This is a genomic window from Amycolatopsis sp. cg9 (genome assembly GCF_041346945.1).
Classification (GTDB): Bacteria; Actinomycetota; Actinomycetes; order Mycobacteriales; family Pseudonocardiaceae; genus Amycolatopsis.
In genome coordinates this window covers 7,540,501-7,560,651 of sequence record NZ_CP166850.1, presented here as the reverse complement: position 1 = coordinate 7,560,651, position 20,151 = coordinate 7,540,501, and the positions used below count along the sequence as shown (strand labels likewise).

12 protein-coding genes are annotated in these 20,151 nt (G+C 70.6%); 8 read left to right on the top strand and 4 right to left on the bottom strand.

Translation table 11 applies throughout. The features are described from left to right. Positions 1-57: 57 nt before the first annotated feature. Genes AB5J73_RS35105 through AB5J73_RS35090 form a run of 4 tightly spaced genes read right to left on the bottom strand, consistent with a single transcriptional unit; the run spans position 58 to position 6,139 of the window. Complete coding sequence (locus AB5J73_RS35105; protein ID WP_370963105.1) at positions 58-3,036, bottom strand: glycosyl hydrolase 115 family protein; 2,979 nt, start codon at positions 3,034-3,036, stop codon at positions 58-60. A 15-nt stretch (positions 3,037-3,051) separates the two neighbouring features. After that, positions 3,052-3,876, bottom strand: coding sequence for a carbohydrate ABC transporter permease (locus tag AB5J73_RS35100; protein ID WP_370963104.1), 825 nt, complete (start codon positions 3,874-3,876; stop codon positions 3,052-3,054). Next, positions 3,876-4,847 (bottom strand): carbohydrate ABC transporter permease, encoded by a 972-nt coding sequence (locus tag AB5J73_RS35095; RefSeq protein ID WP_370963103.1) that lies wholly within the window; start codon positions 4,845-4,847, stop codon positions 3,876-3,878. Before AB5J73_RS35095 ends, AB5J73_RS35100 begins: the two co-directional genes overlap by 1 nt. Next, the gene (locus AB5J73_RS35090) at positions 4,844-6,139 is read right to left on the bottom strand and encodes an extracellular solute-binding protein (protein WP_370963102.1); all 1,296 of its coding nucleotides are present in this window, start codon (positions 6,137-6,139) and stop codon (positions 4,844-4,846) included. The genes AB5J73_RS35095 and AB5J73_RS35090 overlap by 4 nt, the downstream gene beginning before the upstream one ends. Before the next feature lie 134 nt (positions 6,140-6,273). Here AB5J73_RS35090 and AB5J73_RS35085 point away from each other — a divergent pair, with 134 nt between their 5' ends. The 8 genes from AB5J73_RS35085 to AB5J73_RS35050 all read left to right on the top strand — a co-directional run bounded on the left by AB5J73_RS35085 (position 6,274) and on the right by AB5J73_RS35050 (position 20,151). After that, positions 6,274-7,299, top strand: a complete 1,026-nt coding sequence (locus AB5J73_RS35085) for a LacI family DNA-binding transcriptional regulator (protein WP_370963101.1) — start codon at positions 6,274-6,276, stop codon at positions 7,297-7,299. A gap of 16 nt (positions 7,300-7,315) precedes the next feature. Next, complete coding sequence (locus tag AB5J73_RS35080; protein ID WP_370963100.1) at positions 7,316-9,613, top strand: beta-glucosidase; 2,298 nt, start codon at positions 7,316-7,318, stop codon at positions 9,611-9,613. Then, positions 9,610-10,833: an SGNH/GDSL hydrolase family protein gene (locus tag AB5J73_RS35075; protein ID WP_370963099.1), complete on the top strand. Its 1,224-nt coding sequence runs from the start codon at positions 9,610-9,612 to the stop codon at positions 10,831-10,833. The genes AB5J73_RS35080 and AB5J73_RS35075 overlap by 4 nt, the downstream gene beginning before the upstream one ends. 237 nt (positions 10,834-11,070) lie before the next feature. Further along, the gene (locus AB5J73_RS35070; protein ID WP_370963098.1) at positions 11,071-11,943 is read left to right on the top strand and encodes an Asp23/Gls24 family envelope stress response protein; all 873 of its coding nucleotides are present in this window, start codon (positions 11,071-11,073) and stop codon (positions 11,941-11,943) included. Positions 11,944-12,340: 397 nt separating this feature from the next. Further along, a complete protein-coding gene (locus tag AB5J73_RS35065; protein WP_370963097.1) occupies positions 12,341-14,179 on the top strand; it encodes a ThiF family adenylyltransferase in 1,839 nt (612 codons plus the stop codon). After that, a complete protein-coding gene (locus tag AB5J73_RS35060) occupies positions 14,176-15,120 on the top strand; it encodes a 3-oxoacyl-ACP synthase III family protein (protein WP_370963096.1) in 945 nt (314 codons plus the stop codon). The genes AB5J73_RS35065 and AB5J73_RS35060 overlap by 4 nt, the downstream gene beginning before the upstream one ends. 94 nt (positions 15,121-15,214) lie before the next feature. Then, on the top strand, positions 15,215-15,763 hold the full coding sequence (locus AB5J73_RS35055; protein ID WP_370963095.1) for a hypothetical protein: 549 nt from the start codon (positions 15,215-15,217) through the stop codon (positions 15,761-15,763). Then, positions 15,763-20,151 (top strand): tetratricopeptide repeat protein, encoded by a 4,389-nt coding sequence (locus AB5J73_RS35050; RefSeq protein WP_370963094.1) that lies wholly within the window; start codon positions 15,763-15,765, stop codon positions 20,149-20,151. Before AB5J73_RS35055 ends, AB5J73_RS35050 begins: the two co-directional genes overlap by 1 nt.

The window sequence follows — 20,151 nt, the reverse complement described above, 5'->3', positions numbered from 1 at the left end:
ACGGGCGAGCCGCGCCGGCACCGGCGGTCTCGCCGCGGTGAGGCCGCGCGGCCCGCTTCATCCCGGCCACCGCAGGCTCTCCGGCGGTCCCAGGTAACTCGGCCGCAGCCCGCCCGTGTCCACCACCAGCTTCTGCAGCACCACCGCCGGGTCCACCATCCAGAACTTCAGCACGTGCGGGCCCGCCTCTCCCACCACGTGCGCCGTCGACGTCAGGTTCACGTTGTCCGACGTCGTCCGCTCCCACTGGCGGTTCATCGAGGTGTCGTCGGCGCCCGTCGCCTTCGTGATGTTCACGACCTGCGGCTCCGCGTCGTCGAACGAGACCGCGTACCGCAGCCCGTCCCCGGCCAGGACGTTGCTGCGCGGGGAAAGCCGGGCCCACACCGTGACCGGGCCCGCCGTGAACAGCGTCATCCGGTACTCCAGCCGCGGGCCCGACCCCGGTGCCCGGCTCGCCGCCGTCACCGGGAACGGCGTCATGCCCAGGTCCGGGACCCGCCGCCACGCGAGCGGCCCGGCGGCGACGTTCGCGCTGCAGTGCGCGGCGTCCACCGACACGTACCCGCCCGCCTCGACGAACCCGCGGCGCCACGGGACCGGCAGCTCGCGGTTCCCCACCACCGCGTCCACCACGACCGAAGCGCCGGCACCGGACACCGTGATCGGCACCGTCGTCGTGCCCCGGGGCGCCCGGGCCCAGTCGATGCGCACGGTCATCCGCAGCTCCTCCTCCACCCGCCCGCCGCGCGGCTCGACCCGCACCCACGGCGCGCCCGGCGTCACCGTGCAGCGGAACGGCGTCCGGCCGCGGTTGAAGACGTCGATGTACTGGGCCGGCGCGCTTTGCCACGGGCTGAACTCCGGCAGCACCGGCCGTCCCGCGGCGCCCGGCCACGCCTCGGGCGACCCGTCGACCGCCACGCCCAGCGAGGCGGCGGCGGGGACGTCGAGGCGGCGCACCGCCGGGAAGATCACGTCCGGCAGGGCCACGTTGTTCAGCTCCGGCTGCTGCCAGGGCGCGTTCGGCCCGTACCGGTCGACGTCGCCGTAGTCGATGTGCGGCTGGGTCTGGAAGCCCTGCCATTTCCCGCCCGCGACGCCGGTGTTGTACTTCTCCGCCAGCGCCAGGTCGTCGGCGAACCGGGCTTCGGTGACGGCGGCGAGCCCGTTCGCCGAAGCGCGCCCCTGTGCGGCGTAGAGCAGGTTGGTGAACTCCGCGCGCCGCAGCGCGTACAGGTTCGCCGACGCCTGGACCTCGTAGAGCACCAGTTCGTAGAAGGCGTCCCGGTAGGCCGCGGGCACCCGGGCCGAGATCCGGGCGGCCCGGGCCCCCAGGTCCTGCCACTCGGCCGTGACCCGGTCCAGCTCGCCGTAGTTCACCAGGCTGAACGGCGTCGCCTGGTCGTCGTAGGTGATGGTGCCGTCCGGGGCGAGGGTGATCCGCCGGTTCAGCAGCTCGGGCTTCCGCCGCGACTGCAGCCGCCCGTAGTCGTGCAGCAGCCCGGAGATCTCGGCCGCCAGCGCGGAGCCGAAGTTCTCCGCGGCGAACTGACGCTCCCACGTGGACAGCCGTTCGGCCGGCCACGCCGCGGGGTTCCAGGCGTAGTCCAGGAAGAACTGCAGCGGCAGCTCGTTGCCCTTCATGTCCCCGACGTTCGCCACCCACAGCCGGTCGTTCCCGTAGGCGGCGGCCTGGTTCAGCTGCTCCCACGTGTTCGCGATCAGCGCGGTGTCGACCCACTTGTAGTTGCGCCCGCCGCCGACGTAGTCGAAGTGGTAGTACAGCCCGTACCCGCCCGGGTGCGGGGGCAGCGAGAGGTCCGGGTGCTTGCGGATGTTGCCCCAGTTGTCGTCGGTGAACACCACGATGACGTCGTCCGGCGGGCGCAGGCCCTTCGCCCAGTACCGCTGGACCTCCTTGTAGAGCGTCCACACCTGCGGGACGTCGGTGCTCAGTTCGCGCGCGAGGATGTCCCGCTCGGCGGCGAGGATCTCCCGCATCAGCTCGATGCCGTCGCCGTCGGGCAGGCTGACGTCGCCGTTGCCGCGCATGCCGAGCGTGACGACGCCTTCGAAGCCCTCACGAGCCATCCGGCGGATGCCATCGGTCCAGTACGCCTTGATGGCCTCGCCGTTGCGGCGGAAGCTCCACTCCCCCGTGCCGCCGTACGGGTCGTGCCCGGGCGTCGCGTGCCGGTTCCACTCCTCGATGCCGCGCATCATCGGCGCCTCGTGCGAGGTGCCCATGACGACGCCGTACTCCTTGGCCGTGGCGTGGTTGAGCGGGTCGTCCTCGGCGAACGCCCGTCCCCACACCGCCGGCCACAGGTAGTTGGCCCGCAGCCGCAGCAGGGTCTCGAACACCTTCGCGTAGAAGAGGTGGTTGAAACCGTTCGGGAAGCCCGGTGCGTGGCCCGGCCCGAAGTACTCCGGCGCCCAGGTGCCGAGCGCCGGGTTCTCGTCGTTGACGAAGAACCCGCGGTACTTCACGTGCGGGGTGCCGAGGCTGAACCGCTCCCCCGGGAGGTGCAGTTCGGCGCTCCTGCGCGGCGGAACGTCTGCCCACCAGTACCACGGCGAAACGCCGATCCGCCGCGAGACCTCGTAGACGCCGTAGATGACGCCGCGCTGGTCGCTGCCGGTGAGCACGAGCCGCCCATCGACGACCTGGCTCAGCGACGTCTCCCACTTCCCGGCGATCCCGCCCACGTCCAGCCGGCCGGCCGAGACCAGCGAGTCCACCAGCGGGCTGTGGCCGAACGTGCCGACCAGCACCACCGGCCCGTGCTCCGGGACCACACCGGACACGGCGGGACGAACGCCCGTGACGCGCTCGACGTCGGCGGCCAGGTCGCCCGCGACCCGCCGGACCCCCGGCAGATCACCGGGACTCACGACGATCGTCGCGGCCTTCCCCCGCGACACCAGCGGGAATCCGGTCCCGGCCGCGGCGAGGCCGGGTAGCGCCGCCGATCCGGCGCCCGCGACGGCGAGCAACTGCAAGAAGGCACGACGGTGTACCTCGGACGGCACGGCAGACCTCCTGAATCAGCCCTTCACGGATCCGGTCAGCCCGCCGACGATGCGCCGTTCGGCGAGCACGAAGAACGCGAGCGCCGGGATCATCGACAGCGCGGTGAACGCGAGCACGCGGGCGGTGTCCTGGGAGTACTGGGACTGGAACGTCGCGACGCCGAGCGGAAGCGTGAAGTGCGCGGAGTCGTTGAACACGAGCAGCGGCAGCAGGTAGGCGTTCCAGCTGGTGACGAAGGCCAGGACGGCGACCGTGGTGAGGGCCGGGGTCGAGAGCGGGAGCAGGATGCGCCAGAAGAAGCCGAGCCGGCTCGCGCCGTCGAGCACGGCCGCGTCCTCGATCTCGCCGGGGATCGCGTGCATGAACGGGCGCAGGATCACGATCGTCACCGGCAGCGAGAACGCCGCTTCCGGGATCGCCACGCCCCAGAAGCTCTCGAGCATGCCCAGCTGGCGCAGCCACAGGTACAACGGCAGCGTCGCCACGGTCAGCGGGAACAGCAGGCCGAGCGTGAACAGGGTGTACAACCCTTCGCGGCCCTTGAACTGGTACCGCGACAGCGCGTACCCGGCCATCGACCCCAGTCCCACGGCGACCCCGGTCGCGATCACCGCGATCAGCGCGCTGTTGCCGAGGAACGTCCAGAACGAGCCCGAGGAGAGGACCGAGGCGTAGTTGTCCGAGATCCACGGGCCGGGCAGCCCGGCCGGGTCGTTGTTGAGCTGGGCGTTGCTGCGGAACCCGCCGAGCACGACGAACAGCAGCGGCACGACGGTCACCCCGAGCACGACGATCGCCGCGAGGTAGCCGACCGACAGGCCGAACCGGCGTGACCGCATCAGCCCACCATCCTCGTCAGGGCGCCCTGGGTGTCGCGGCGGAGCGCGAACCGCTGGTACAGCAGGGCGAACACGAAGCAGATGACGAACAGGATCACCGCCACGGCGGAGCCGAACCCGAACTCGTAGCGCTTGAAGCCGTGGTCGACCAGGTAGGTCGCCATCGTCGTCGACGCGTTCGCCGGGCCGCCCGTCGTCATGATCCAGACGACGTCGAACAGCTGCAGTGAGCCGATCACCGACAGGAAGATCCAGATCCGGATGGTCGGCCCGAGCAGCGGCAGCACGACGTGACGGGTGGTCTGCCAGGCCGACGCGCCGTCGAGCGCGGCGGCTTCGCGCAGCTCGGCCGGCACGCCCTGCAGGCCGGCCAGCAGCAGGATGATGCCGAACCCGATGTACTTCCAGGTGATCACCGCGAACAGCGTGTAGAGCACGATGCCCGGGTCGGCCAGCCACTGGTGGACCAGCCCGCCGAGTCCGGCTCCCTTGAGCACCTGGTCGGCGAACCCGTTGGGCTGCAGCATCAGCACCCAGATCACCGCGGTGATCGCCTCGGAAAGCACGTACGGCGCGAACACCAGCGCGCGCAGCACCGCGCGGCCCCGCAGCTTCCGGTTGAGCAGCATCGCCAGCCCGATCGACAGCGGCAGCTGCACCACGATCGACAGTCCCGCGATGATCAGGTTGTGCACGATGGCGCTCTGGAACACGGTCCCGGAAAAGGCGTCGACGTAGTTGTCGAAACCGATGAACTCGTCGAGCGGGCCGAACCCGTTCCACTTGAACAGGCTGTAGAACGCGGCGATCCCGATCGGCACCAGGACGAACCCGGCGAACAGCAGCAACGCCGGACCGAGGAGCAGCGCCAGCTCGAGCCGCTTCCGCAGGCCGGACCGCCGCCGCCGGGCGCCGACCGCCGGTACGGACGGCCGCGCCGCCGTCCGCACCGGGGTCGTCGCCGTGGTCACTTGTTACCCGCCGCGGCCTGGTTGACGGCGGTCACGATGCCTTCGGGGGTGCCCTGACCGGCGAACATGTTGGCCACCGCGTCGTTCAGCGCGGCGCCGACCGCGGTCGGGAACGCCCGGTCGAAGTACATCTGCAGGTACGGCGCCTTCGTGCCGTAGTCGTAGACGGCCCGCAGCGTGTCGGTCTTCAGCGACTTCGCGGCGACGGTGTTGACGGGCAGGCCGGCCCCCTGGGCGGCGAGCTGCGTCTGCACCGGCTCGCTGCCCAGGTACTGCAGGAAGTCCGCGCACGCCTTCGACGCGCGGGTGGTGCAGGCGAAACCGTCACCGCCGCCGAGCACGGCCGCCGGGTCGCCCTGGCCGCCGGCCACGGACGGGAACGGGAACCAGCCGATCTTCGAATCCAGCTGCTTGTCCTCGGTCAGCGCCGACATCGTGCCGGGCTCCCAGTCGCCCTGCAGTTCCATGGCGGCCTTGCCGTTGGCGACGAGGCCGGCGGAGCTGCCCGCGCCCTGCTGGGCGGGCGTGCCGGCGAACCCGGTCTGGAACGGCTGCGTGGCCAGGAAGTTCTTCAGGTCCTGGCCGGCCTTCGTCCAGCACGGGTCTTCCAGCTTGACCGCCTTCACCGACTGCTTGAGCACGTCGGCCGAGCATTCGCGGATGGCGAAGTAGTTGAAGTAGAAGGCGTCGGGCCAGCGGTCCTTGCCGCCGACCGAGATCGGGGCGATGTTCTTGGCCTTCAGCTGCGTGACCGCGGCGTTCAGCTCCTCCATCGTCTTCGGCGGGGTGGTGATCCCCGCCTGCTGGAAGAGGTCCTTGCGGTACCAGAAGCCGACGAAGTGCTGCTCGAACGGCACCCCGTACTGCTTGCCGTCGACCTGCCAGTTCTCCCCGAACTTGCCGGTGGTTTCGGTGATCCACGGCTTCGTGGCGTCGGTGATGTCGGCGACCTTGCCCGAGGTGATCTGCGAGGCCAGGTCCCCGGCGCCCCAGGACTGGTAGACGTCCGGCGGCTCGGCACCCTGCAGCGCGAGGGGCACCTTGGTGGGGAAGTCCTCGTTCTGCAGCGGCTGCGCCTTGATCGTGACGTCGGGGTGCGCTTGGTGGTAGTCGGCGACGACCTTCTCCCAGATCGACTTGATCGGGTCGGTCGTCCCGTTGTGCCACCAGGTGAGGGTGACCGGACCGCTCGGCTGCGCGGGGGTTTCGGTCCCCCCGCTGCACGCCGAGAGCGCGAGCGGAACGACGGCCGCCAGCGCGGCGAGAACGGGGATCCGGCGTTTTGCGAACATCGTGGGTCCACTCCTGACGACTTCGGCCGAGTTGGACGGGGCGTGACAGCGCCCGGGTTGGCGAAGAGTCTGCACCTGGGGCAAATCGGATGTCAATCGTTGTCGATAACGTTTTCCATGGTTAGTCTGAGCCGATGCAGCCCAGCTCGAGGGTGACCATCCGTGACGTCGCGGCGCGTGCCGGTGTCTCGGTGGCCACGGTTTCCAAAGTGATCAACGAGCGCTACGGCGTTTCCGCCACGACGCTCGCCCGGGTCCGCGCGGTCATCGAAGAACTCGGCTACGAGGCCAGCCTCGTGGCGCAGAGCCTGAGAAACCACCGGACCAACGTCATCGGCATCCTGGTCGCCGACCTGGAACCGTTCTCGACCGAGCTGCTCAAGGGAGCCGCGGACGCCATCCGCGGCAGCGGTTTCGAGCTCGTCGTCTACTCCGCGGGCGGGCGCACCGGCGACCCGGCCGGCTGGGAGAAGCGCTACCTCTCGCGCCTGTCCGGCACCCTCGTCGACGGCGCCGTGCTGGTCACGCCCGCCGTCTCGCTCGAAGCCGTACCCGGCACGCCGGTCGTCGCCGTCGACCCGCACACCGGCCCGTCGCACCTGCCGACCATCGACTCCGACAACCTCCGCGGCGCGCAGCTGGCCACCGAGCACCTCCTGGAGCTGGGCCACCGGCGGATCGCGTTCCTCGCCGGACGGCCCGACCTCGAATCGGCGTCGCTGCGCAAGGCCGGCTACCTGCGGGCCCTGGAGGCCGCGGGCGTGCCGGCCGACGAGCACCTGATCCGGGTCGGCGCCTACGACCCGGACGTCTCCGCGGCCTCGGCCCACGACCTGCTGACCGGCCCGGACCGCCCGACCGCGGTGTTCGCCGCGAACGACATCTCGGCCATCGCGACCGTGGGCGCCGCCCGCGAGCTCGGGCTTTCGGTGCCGGACGACCTTTCGGTCGTGGGCTTCGACAACGTTCCCGAGTCCGCGCTCTGCAGCCCGCCACTGACCACTGTGGACCAGCCGATCCGCGAGATGGGCCACCGGGCGATCAGCATGCTCATCGCGCTGATCAACGGCGACGAGGTCGAGCGCACCCACGTCACCCTCGACACCGGTCTCGTGGTGCGGCACTCCACCCGGGCCCTCTCTCCTGAACTCCCCTCCTGACGAAGGGCGGAAAGCCTTGACCTCCCAGCCCACCACGGCACCGGAGCCGTGGCGCGACGCCACCGCCGACCCGGGCGAACGCGTCCGCGCCCTGATGGCGCGCATGAGCCTCCGCGAGAAGCTCGCCCAGCTCTACGGCGTCTGGGTCGGCATCGACTCCGGCGGCGAGATGGCCCCGCACCAGCACGACTTCGTCGACGCGTCGGTCGACTTCGACGACCTGGTCCGCCACGGCATCGGCCAGCTGACCCGCGTGTTCGGCACCCGCCCGGTCGACCCGCTGATCGGCGCGCACAGCCTGGCGCGCACCCAGCGGCAGATCGTGTCCAGCAGCCGGTTCGGGATCCCCGCCGTGGTGCACGAAGAATGCCTCACCGGGCTGGCCGCGTGGCAGGCGACGATCTACCCGGCGCCGCTGTCGTGGGGCGCGACGTTCGACCCGGACCTCATCCGCCGCATGGGCGAGCGGATCGGGCTGACCATGCGCGGCCTCGGCGTGCACCAGGGTCTCGCGCCGGTCCTCGACGTCGCCCGCGACCTGCGCTGGGGCCGCGTCGAGGAGACCATCGGCGAGGACCCGTACCTCGTCGGCACGATCGGCAGCGCTTACGTCGCCGGGCTCGAGTCGGCCGGCATCGTCGCGACCCTCAAGCACTTCGTGGGTTACTCCGCCTCGCGCGCCGGGCGCAACCTGGCCCCGGTTTCGGCCGGGCCGCGCGAGATCGCGGACGTCCTGCTCCCGCCGTTCGAGCTGGCGCTGCGCGCGGGCGCCCGCTCGGTGATGAACACCTACACCGACGTCGACGGCGTCCCGGGCGCCGCGGACCGGGCGCTGCTGACCGACCTGCTGCGGGACACCTACGGCTTCACCGGCACGGTCGTGTCGGACTACTTCTCCGTGGCGTTCCTGCACCGGCTGCACGGCGTCGCGGCCGGCCGCGGCGACGCGGCGGGCCAGGCGCTGACCGCGGGCATCGACGTGGAACTGCCCACCATGGACTGCTACGGCGAGCCGCTGCTCGCCGCGGTGGAAGGGGGCGCGGTCGACGCCGCCGCCGTCGACCGCGCCCTCGAACGGGTGCTGCGGCAGAAGTGCGAACTGGGCCTGCTCGACGCCGGTTGGGCGCCCGAGGTGCCGGAGGAGATCGACCTCGACGACGCTCCCTCGCGGGCGCTGGCGCGTGAGGTGGCCGAAAAGTCGATCGTGCTGCTGCACAACGACGGGACGCTCCCGCTGGCGCCCGGCGCGAAACTCGCCGTCGTCGGGCCGCGCGCGGACGCCGCGGGCGCGATGCTCGGCTGCTACTCGTTCCCGCTGCACGTCGGCGTCCACCATCCCGACGTGCCGTTCGGCGTCTCGGTGCCGACGGTGGTCGAAGCGCTGCGGTCGTCCTACGACGTCACCTACGCCCTCGGCTGCCCGGTCACCGGCGGGGACGACGAAGGCATCGCGGAAGCCGTGTCGGCGTGCTCGGACGCGTCGGCGTGCGTGGTCGTGCTGGGCGACCGGGCCGGGCTGTTCGGCGGCGGCACGTCCGGCGAAGGCTGCGACGCACCCGACCTGCGGCTGCCCGGCCGGCAGGAGGAACTGCTGGACGCGCTGCTGGACACCGGCAAGCCGGTGGTCGTCGTGCTGCTTTCGGGCCGGCCGTACGAGCTTTCCCGCCAGCTCCCCCGGCTGGCCGCGGTGGTGTGCGGGTTCTACCCCGGCGAGGAGGGCGCGCCCGCGCTGGCGGACGTCCTCAGTGGACGGATCGACCCGGCCGGCCGGCTGCCGGTGAGCTTCCCGGCGGCCGGCGCGAGCCAGCCGTCGACCTACCTGGCGGCGCCGCTCGCCCGGCGCAGCGAGGTCAGCACGGTCGACCCCACTCCCCTCTTCCCGTTCGGCCACGGCCTTTCCTACGCACCGGTGACCTGGCTGGACGTCAGCGCGACGGGCTCGCTCTGGCCGACCGACGGCGTGTGCCGGGTCCGCGTGACGCTGCGCAACGACCACGAGCGCGAGGCGTCCGAAGTCGTCCAGGTGTACCTGCACGACCCGGTCGCCGAAGTCGCGCGGCCCGAACGCCAGCTGATCGCGGCCCGCCGGGTCACGGTGGCCCCGGGCGCGACCGCGGTGCTGGACATCGGGCTGCACGCGGACCTGACGTCCTACACCGGCCGCGCCGGACGGCGCCAGGTCGACCCGGGCGACGTCGAGCTGCGGGTCGGCACCTCGAGCGAGCAGATCGTCGCGACGCTGCACTGCACGCTGACCGGGCCGCGCCGGCACGTCGGCTTCGACCGGGTCCTGGCTCCGGAGTTCTCGTCGTGAGACGCACCTCGCTGATCGCGGTGCTGGCGCTGCTGACCGCGTTGTTCGTGGGCGCCTCGGGCCGCCCGCCGTCCTCGCACTGGGTGGCGACGTGGACGTCGATGCCGCAGCTGACCGAGCCGTCGAACCTGCCGCCGGCGCCGTACACGGGCGCGGACCGGGTGCTGGACAACGCTTCCCTGCGGCAGACAGCGCACGTCACCGCGGGCGGCCCCCGCATCCGCCTGCGGTTCTCGAACGCCTTCGGCGGCGCGCCCTTGCCGCTTTCGGCGGTCACGGTGGCGCGGCCGGTCGCGGGTGCGGCCGGGGTCTCGTCGGTCGTCCCGGGCAGCGTGGCGCCGGTGACGTTCCACGGCAAGGCGTCCACGGTCGTCCCGGTGGGCGCCCAGGTGGTCTCGGACCCGCTCCCCTTCCCGGTCCGGCCCTTCGAGAACATCGCCGTGACCACGTACCTGGCGCAGGGCCAGGCGTCCCTCTCGATCACCTCGCACCCGGGCTCGCGCACGACGTCGTACCTGGTGCCCGGCGACCAGGTGGCCGCTGTCGACCTGCCGGGCGCAACTCCCGTGGACCACTGGTACTTCCTGAGCGGCGTCGAGGTGCTGGCCCCGGCTTCGGCGGTGGCGGTGATCGGCGACTCGCTGTCCGACGGCCGCGGCTCGACGACGAACGGCAACGACCGCTGGCCGGACGTGCTGGCCTCGCGTGTGCCGGTGGCAGTGCTCAACCAGGCCGCGGGCGGCAACCGCGTCCTGCAGGACGGGCTCGGCCCGAACGTGCTGGCCCGCCTGGACCGCGACCTGCTCGCCCAGAGCGGCGTGTCGTGGGCGATCGTGTTCGAAGGCGTGAACGACATCGGCACGGCCACCCCGGCCGCCGCCGCGGACGTGGCCGCGCAGCTGATCGACGCTTACGACCAGATCCTGGTCCGCGCCCACGCCGCCGGCATCGAGGTGTACGGCGCGACGCTCACCCCGTTCGGCGGCAACACGGGTTACGACGCCCCGGAACGCGAGGCGGCGCGGCAGCGGGTGAACGCGTGGATCCGCGAGCCGGGCCATTTCGACGCGGTCCTCGACTTCGACCGCGTGGCCCGCGACCCGTCCGCGCCGGCGCGGCTGCTGCCGGCCTACGACGTCGGTGACCACCTGCACCTCAACCCGGCCGGATATCGCGCATTGGGTTCGAGCGTCCCCGCGCACCTTTTCCGGAACGGGTGAAAGAAATGTCCGCGGGCCGGAAAGTGGACAATTCCTGGACGTCATTTCCGGCGACCCATCACTGATCGCCGAACCGGCCCTGACGGACCGTGATCACCCCGGCGAGCGCCGGATATCCGTTGGGACACAAGCGAGTCTCGAAGGCGGGGGCCTGTGCCGCGCGTCACAGGCTTCACCCTATAGTGGCGCCGTCTGTTCGTCCCCACAGTGAGTCGTCGCTCCCCGGGAAGGGAACCCATGTCCGACGTCATCAACAGCATCTTCGGCCGCCCCAAGAACGAAAACCCCAGCTCCGGCGGGTACGCCTACGGCACCGTCGAACCCGAACCCGTGGTCGCCGAGGCCGCGGCCGACAGCGCCGAGGACACGGATTCCGCACCCGAGCCCGAAGCGGCCGCGGAAACCGCCGAAGTCGAGACCGACGACAGCGACACCGACACCGACACCGACACCGACACCGACACCGACACCGACACCGACACCGACGAGGATGTGGCGGACTCCGAAGAGGACAGCGCCGACGACGAAGCCGAAGACGACGACACGGACCCGAACGCCATGGCCGAGGACGACACCGAGACGGACACCGACTCCACCGAAGAGGAGACGGCCACCGAGGACGACGCCGTCGCCGACGAGACCGACGCCGTCGCAGCCGAAGACGACGCCGAGCCGGCGGCCGAGGTGGTCACCGGGACCGAGCCGGTCGCGGAAGCCGAGCCGGTCGCCGAGGACGAGCCGGCCGCCGCGGCGGTCGTCGCCGAAGCCGAGTCCGTGGTCGCCGAGGCGGCGCCGGCCGAAGTCCGGCCCGCCGCCGGCACCCGCGGCAGCACCACGGTGGCCGACGGGGTGGTCGCGAAGATCGTCACCCGCGTCGCCGCGAAGGCCGAAGGCGTGCACAGCGTCGCTGAGGACGGCATCACCATCGAACTCGCCGACGAGGTCGCCTGGATCACCATCCCGCTGGTGATCGACTTCGGCCACGCGGTCAAGGCGCTCGGCGAGCAGATCCGGGTCGCCGTGATCGACGCCGTCGAGCAGTACCTGGGTCTCGACGTCGAGGTCGTGGACGTCCACGTCACCGACATCCACTTCCCGGAAGCGGACTGATCCCCCGGCGCCCGGTCCCACCATCCGGGACCGGGCGCCGCCGCGGACGTCCGCTTCGGACGGTCCGGGTGGATGATCTCTCCCCCGCCGGGGTGAAGCCGGGGCGCGAACCCGCCGCGGCCGCTTTTCTCTTCCGTCGCAATGGGAGAACACTCACCACTCCTTCGAGTGGCGCTGTCCCGATGATCTTCACCGGTAACGGGCACGCGCGGTCACGCGACGTCGATTTTCCGCGTGGGTAAAGGATTTCCCGGTTTGGTCGCGCCCTCCGCCGTCGTCGGGCCGGGTACGGCGGTGCGCTGCTACTGTTCCGCCGCTCTGGTCCGGACCACTCCGGCCAGGTCCTCCTCGCGGGCGGCCGGCTCCTCGCCGCCCCGATCTCCGGAAAAGGCGACACTTGACCCACCTGAACCACCCCGGCCTGCCCGAGCCCGCGCCGGACACGCCCGACTGGCACGTCACCGCGTTCCGCGGACCGCGGCCGGGCGACGGCGACCACTCGCTGCTCGACGCCGTCCGCGCGCTGCGCGCCCGCATCCTGTTCGACCACGGCCGCCGCCCCGCGTTCCGCCGCGCGGACGGCACCCACGCCGACGACCAGGACCTCGACTTCGGCGCCTGGCACTTCATCGCGCGGCGCAGTCCCGGCGGCCCGCCGCTGGGCTACATCCGGCTGTCCACACCGGACACCGGCGCGCGCTTCCAGTCCCGGGACTTCCTCGGCGACGAGGACTACGAGGAACTCCTCGCCGCCGAAGGGTTCCCGGCCGCGGACGTGTTCGAGCACAGCAGGCTCGTGGTCGAGCACCGCGCCCGCAAGCTCGGGCTCGGCCTCCACCTCAACGCGCTGGCCATCGGCGCGGCGCACCACCTCGGCGCGCGGGCGATGATCGGCACGTCCGGCACGAAGGACGGCCAGGACCGCTTCCACGAGCGCTTCGGCTTCCGGCCCGTCCGCGGCACCCGCCGGTACGTGCCGCAGTACACCGAAGACGTCGTGATCATGCTGCACCGCGTCGCCGACGGCGGCGGCCAGCACCACGACCTGATCACGCGGCTGCGCGACGAATTCCCGGTGATCGCCGCCGCGGGCGCCGGGCCGCTGCTCCCCGCACGGCCGGTGCGCCGCGCCACCCCGGTCACGCTGGGCGCCACCGCGGCGCCCGACCGCGACACGTTCCGGCCGGTCCTCCACACCGCGGCCGATCTCGACGCGCTGCTGGCCTCGGGCGACGTCCGCGAAGTCCACGACACGATCGACGAGCAGCTCACCGAACTGGTCCGCAGCCGCGAACCGGCGTGCCGCGACGCCACCCAGGTGGAGCGCAAGAAGCGCGAGCAGCTGGCCGGCGCCGAGCCGTGGGAGTACGGCACCTGGGCGTGGTACCCGTGGTCGGGGCGGCTGGTGCACGTGCTGCCCCGCGAGGAGTTCCGGCTGGTGCGCACCGACCGCAACCGCGGCCGGATCGAACGGCCCGAGCAGCGGCGGTTGTTCGGCAAGCGGATCGGCGTGATCGGCCTGTCGGTCGGCAACAGCGCGGCGCTGACCTTCGCGCTGGAGGGCATCGGCGGCGCGTTCAAGCTGGCCGACTTCGACGACTTCGGGCTGTCCAACCTGAACCGGCTGCGCGGCGGGCTGCACGACCTCGGCGTCAACAAGGCGGTGCTTTCGGCGCGGCAGATGTTCGAGATCGACCCCTACCTCGACATCGAGATCGAGCGGGCCGGGCTGACCCCGGAGACGATCGAGCGGTTCTTCGCCGGCGGGCTCGACCTGCTCGTCGAGGAGTGCGACACGCCGTGGGTGAAGATCGCGGCGCGCGAGTACGCCCGCGACCTCGGCGTGCCGGTCGTGATGGACTGCAACGACCGCGGCATGCTCGACGTCGAGCGGTTCGACCGCGAACCCGACCGCCCGCTGCTGCACGGCCTGCTCGGCGACGTGAAGTCGGTCGACGTCCTGGAGCTGACCGCGCAGTCGCGGACCGAGCTGATCCTGGCCATGGTGGACGCGCGCCGGATCAGCCCGCAGCTGGCGGCGTCCTTCGGCGAACTGGGCCGCACCTTGAGCAGCTGGCCGCAGCTGGCTTCGGGCGTGGCGCTCGGCGGTGCGCTGTGCGGGGAGGCGGCCCGCCGCATCCTGCTCGGCCTGCCGTGCGGGTCGGGCCGGTTCTACACCGACCTCGACCAGCAGCTGCACCCCTCGCGCGACGTCTACGCCGGGGGTGCGCGGTGAACGGCCTGCCGGTTGCCGTCGCGGGTACCGGCGTGCACCTGCCGCCGGAGGTCGTCACGAACGCCGAGCTGGCGGCGACGCTGGACACGTCGGACGAGTGGATCGTCAGCCGCACCGGCATCCGCACCCGCCGGCACCTGGCGCCGGACCGGGCCACGTCGGACATGTGCGTGGCGGCGGCGCTCCCGGCGCTGGCGGCGGCCGGGGTCTCCGCCCGCGACGTCGACGCGATCATCGTCGGGACCTACACCTACGACCAGCCCCTACCCTCGACGGCGTTGATCGTGAAGGAGCAGCTCGGCGCGGACCGCGCGCTGACGTTGGACGTCACGCAGGCGGCGTGCGCCAACGGTGTCCAGGCGTTGTTCCTGGCCGCGCACCTGCTGCAGACGTCGGCCGCGCGCACGGTGCTGGTGCTGGCGGCGGACTGCGCGTCCCGGGTGACGAACCCGGCCGACCGCACGACGAGGGTGTTCTTCGGCGACGCGGCCGGCGCGGCGGTGCTCACCCGTGGCCCCGCGGGAGCGGGTCTCCTGGGCTGGGACTTCGGCTCCGAGTTGTCCTACGACGTCGAAATCCCGGCGGCGGGCGAGTACTTGAAGATGAACGGCCGGGCGGTCTGGAACACGGCGACGCGGTGCCTGCCGGACAGCATCCTGCGGGCGGCGGACCACGCGGGCGTGCCGGTGGAGGAGATCACGCACTTCTTCCTGCACCAGGCGAACCTGAACATCCTCAACGCGGCGCTGGACAAGCTTTCGATCCCCCGGTCCCGCGCCCCGATCACGGTGGACACCCTGGGCAACACGGGCTCGGCGGGGGTGTTCACGGCCCTGCACGAGCGGTTCGCCACCGGCGCTGTCGCGGCCGGCGACACGTACGTGGTGTCGTCGATCGGCGCGGGCTTCCAGTGGGGCACCTTGTGCTTCCGCCACGGCTGAGCTGACCGCCCTTCCCGATCCGTAACAGCTCCGGCGGCGTGATCGACCTAGGTAGACTGCCGTTGCGTTCGGTAGCGGATCGGGAAGGCGGCACATGCCCATCGACAAGGTGCGGGTGGATCTGGGCTGGGGCCCGGCGAAGCTGTCCGGCGAATGGCGCCCGGACCAGGCAGAACGCGATGCGGCGTGGGAACTGTACGTCGAGCTGGTGACCCGCATCACGGTGGCCCCGCTCGCCCCGAACCACGGCATCCTGCGCGAGGCGCTGACCTCGCTCTACCAGCTGTTCGGGGTCACGCGCGAGATACTGCGCAAGTACGGCCCGTCCGTGGCGAAGCCGCCTCGGAAGGGTGAATACCGCTTCGGCCACCTGGCGATCTGGATGTTGAACGCGGTGCTGCGCCCGGTCCTGGCCCAGTGGCACCCGGCCCTGCAGGAGTGGGAAGCCACCCGAGCCGAGGGCACGGCGGTGGTCGTCCACGAGGCGGCCTGGGAACGGTCGCTGGAACTGCGGGCGGAGCTTGAACGGCTGCGCCTGGTGCTGCTGCAGTACGCGGAGATCTTCGCGGAGGTGTGCGAAGCGCCGGCGTTGATCGACGCGACGCACGCGATTCTCGCGCAGTACGAGGCCAAGCGCCTCTGATGTCCGGTAGAACGGTCGTCTTCTGCAGCCACGCATCGGCGGACAAACCGCAGGTGCTGGCCTTCGCTGCCCGGTTGCGAGCCGACGGCTTCGACGCCTGGGTCGACGGCATGGAGATCGGCGGCGGGGACGACCTGGTCGAGAAGATCAACGACGGCCTGGGACGGGCTACAGCTGGGTTGATCTTCTTCTCCCGGCACATCGATCAGGCGTTGTGGGCTCGGTCCGAGATCAATTACCTGACCCACCAGGCGGTCCAGGGCCTGCGGGTGATTCCGGTGATGATCGACGACGACGCGTCGGTGCCACCGCTGTTGACAGCGTATTTGCGGCGGCCGATCGAGGCGTACGAGGCGATTCGGGACGACCTGCTCGACCACCGTGACCGTGTTCCGATGGGGACCTTGCCAGACCGTTCCCGCGCGGAGCTGTTGGTGCAGCTGACGTCAGTCAGCGACGGAGTCCGTACGCGGGCTTGGCTGTCGGGCACGCAGCTCGCGGACACGACCCGCCGGCTCCCGCCCCTGCTCGACCCGAGTTATACACCGGCACAAACGGATTCCGCGCTGACCGCGGTCGGCCGCGACTGCGGAACGCTCCTCTTCTCGGGTGCGGCTGCCTCCGAGGTCGAGGCCATCCTCGCGCACCACCGCCCCGGCGACCGCCTCGACGTTGTCGTCGAGGCCGGGCCGGAACTGCTGCGACTGCCGTTCGAAACGGCCCGGCTCCCGGTCACCGGCTGGCCCCTGCTGATCGCGATGGACGGCCTCACGCTGGCCCGCCGGCCACTGGGCCCGCCGGCCCGGTTGACCCCCGCGCTCGCCCCGCCCCTCAAGATCCTGGCCGCGGTGGCGGCACCTGACGAAGGGACAACAGCGTCGTCGGTGCTCGACGGGGAACGCGAACTGGCGCGAATCCTCGACGCTCAGCCCGACGCAGCCCAGGTCCGGCCACTCGAGGTGGCGGGCCTGGCCGACATCACGGCCGCGCTGAAGCGCGACGAATACCACGTGCTTCATCTGTCCGGTCACGGCAGCGTGGACGGCATCGAACTCGAAGACGAGGACGGCCACGCGGTTCTGGTCACCCCCGACAAGCTGGCCTCGGCGATCCGCGACGCGGGCCGTCCTCTCCCGTTGCTCTTCCTCTCGTGCTGCGATCCTCCCTCCGGTGCAGGAACGACGCGCGGGCTGGCGGAGCGGCTGCTCGATGCGGGGCTGAGCCAGATCATCGCGATGAACGGCAGCGTCACCGACTCGTACGCGACAGCGCTGGCGTCGAAGTTCTACCAAGAGTTGGCCGATGCCCCGGACCGCGATCCAGCGGCGGCTTTGGCTCACGCGCGCCGGGCGCTGGAGCGGGAGCGCCGGCAAGCCGCCGAACAGGGTGTCGTCCAGCGTCCCGAATACAGCGCTGCGACCGTGTTCTGCGCCGGTGTGCCACAACCGGTGGTCAGGCCGGGCCGGCCGAAGCCACTGCTCGCCCGGCCTCCGTTGGGAACGGAAGCCTTGGTACCGCTCTTGGGGGTCGACGACTTGGTCGGCCGCCGCCCCGAGGTCCGCACGGCGGTCCGCGCGCTGGCCGGCCCGGACCACCAGGGCGTGACGCTGTGCGGGATGGGCGGGGTCGGGAAGAGCACGGTGGCGGGACGCGTGATGCAGCGCATGGTCGACCGGGGCTGGGTCGTCGCCACGGTCGCCGGTGTCTTGAACCTGCCTGGCCTGTGCGCCGCGGTCCGCGACGCCCTCGACTCGGTCGACGGCTCCGGCGCGCAACGCCTGGTCACTCAGCTGGGCGAGGAAGATGCCGACGACAAGCTGCGCATCGGGCGCCTGACGCGGGCGTTGCGCGAGCATCGGTTGCTCTTGGTCCTGGACAACTTCGAGGACAACTTGCGCCCCGGCGGCGAGAGCTTCACCGAGGCGGCGACGGAAGCGCTGCTCGGGCAGCTGGTCGCGGCGGCGACCAGCGGACGGGTCCTGATCACGTCCCGATACCCGGTCCCGGCTGCAGCAAGTCTGCTGGACATCCGGCTCGTTCCGCTCAGCAGCGCTCAGACCGGCAAGCTGCTCCTTCGCCTCCCTGGGCTGACGCAAGCGGATTCCCACGCGATCTTTCGCCTGACCGGCGGCCACCCTCGCCTGCTCGAGCTGGTCGACGCAGCGCTGCGCGGAGACACCAATCGGTTGAGGTCCATGACTGACCGGCTCCAGGCGTACGCGACGGAGCAGGGCATCGACCTCTCCGCACCCCGCAAAGACCTCGCTACGGCGGTCGCCGACGCGATCATCGTCGAGCTGCGTGACATCGCGCTGAACGATCTGGTCGCCGAGTTGACCGCGAGCGAACGCGACGTCCTGCTGCAGGTTTCGGTCTCAACGATCCCGATCTCGACGGCGATGATCACCGACACCCTCGAAAATGACCTCGACGTGGCACCCGTCCTGCGCCGGCTCGCCCGGTTCTCGTTGCTGACTCCGGTGGGCAAGAAGTCGTTCGTCGAGCGCTGGACGGCCGAAGGCTTGCGTGATCTCACCAGTGTGGACGACTGGCGGGCCCGACTTCGACGAGTTGCAGCTCGGCGCTTGCAACCGCAAGACGGCATGGTCGACGTAGCGGACGCAATGGAGGCCGTCCGGAACCTGATCGAGGCCACTGACTTCGACGAGGCCGGCGTCCACGCCGCCAGGATCTGCGTGTTCCTCCGGACTCGACGACAGCTCGTCACCATCTCGTCGTTCGCCGGTGATTGCCTCGCTGACATTCCCCTCACCGCTTCAGGTGCGCCCCTGGTCGCCGAGGCAGAAACCGATGCCAACATGGCGCTCGGGCTGACCAGCGCCGCAAAGGAGCGCTGGGTGTCGGTGACCGCGGTGCTCTCCGACCGGGCGAAACGCGAACCGGGCAACGCAAGCTACCAACACGACCTGTCCGTCGCCTACACCAAGCTCGGTGATCTGGAAGCCGGCCTCGGCCACGGCGAACAGGTCCTCCGCTACCACCGGCAAAGCCTCGGCATCGCTCAACAACTCGCCGCCCGCGAACCGGACAACGCCAACTACCAACGCGACCTCGCCATCTCCTACGAACGCCTCGGCGACCGCATGGCCGACCTCGGCCACAGCCAAGACGCCCTCCGCTACCACCGGCAAAGCCTCGACATCACCCGACAACTCGCCGCACGTGAGCCCCACCGGACGGAATACCAGCGCGACCTCGCCGTCGCCTACAACAAAATCGGTGGTCGCCTGATCAGTCTCGGGCGAGCGCAAGACGCCGTCGATCTGTTCCAGAACAGTCTTGACATCACCCAGCAGCTCGCCACACGCGAACCCGGAAATGCCGACCGCCAACGCGACGTCGCCATCTCCTGCGAACGCTTGGGCGGCATCGTGGCTGACCTCGGCCAAAGCCAGGATGCCATCCGTTATCAGCAACAAGGTCTCGACATCCGCAAGCGACTGGTGGCTCAAGAACCGAATCGCACGGAATACCAGCGCGACCTCTGCGTCTCGTACAACAAGCTCGGCGAACTCATGATCAGTCTTGGCCGCAGCCAGGATGCACTCCGTCTCTTCCAGCAAAGCCTCGACATCGCCCACGAACTCTCCGCACGCGAGCCGAACCGCGCCGACTACCAACGCGACATCTCGGTCGCGTACGAACGCCTCGGCGACATTATGTTCCAGACAGGACAGGAAGAAGACGCTCTGGCTTTTCACCAGCAGAGCCTTGACATCGCCGAGCGACTGGCCGCCCTCGAACCCGACCGCACTGACTACCAGCGCGATCTTTTCGTCTCCTACGAACGCCTGGTCGACCTGATGGCCGCCCTCGGCCGCGATGAAGAGGCACTCCGCTACCAACGGCAAGCTCTCGATATCGCCCGTCAGCTCGCCACGAGCGAGCCGGACCGCGCAGATCACCAGCGGGACCTCGCCATCGCATACGCCAAACTCGGTGATCTCGTCGCTGACCTCCACAACGACGAGGCCCTTCATTACCGAAAACTCGCCCTCGAAATCACTCGGCAACTGGCCAAACGGGAACCGGATCGTGCAAACTACCAACGCGACCTCGCTATCTCCTACGAGCGCATGGCAGCCCGAGCGCGTGCTGACGGCGACACCGAAGAAGCGCGTTCCTATCTCCGCGATGCGCTGGCGATCCGGTCCGCGCTGAACCAACAGGAGCCTGACCGCGTGGATCTCGCGGAGGAACTCGCAACGACGTTGTGCCTGTTGATCGAAATCACTGGCGAGATCGAGCCGGGCGCCTCCAGAGTTACCTCGATCCTGACACCTTTCGGAAAAGAATCCAGAATTACCCCAAAGGGCACAAAAATACTGAATTGGCTCGAGCGCTTCATTGCATCGGCGAATAGCTGA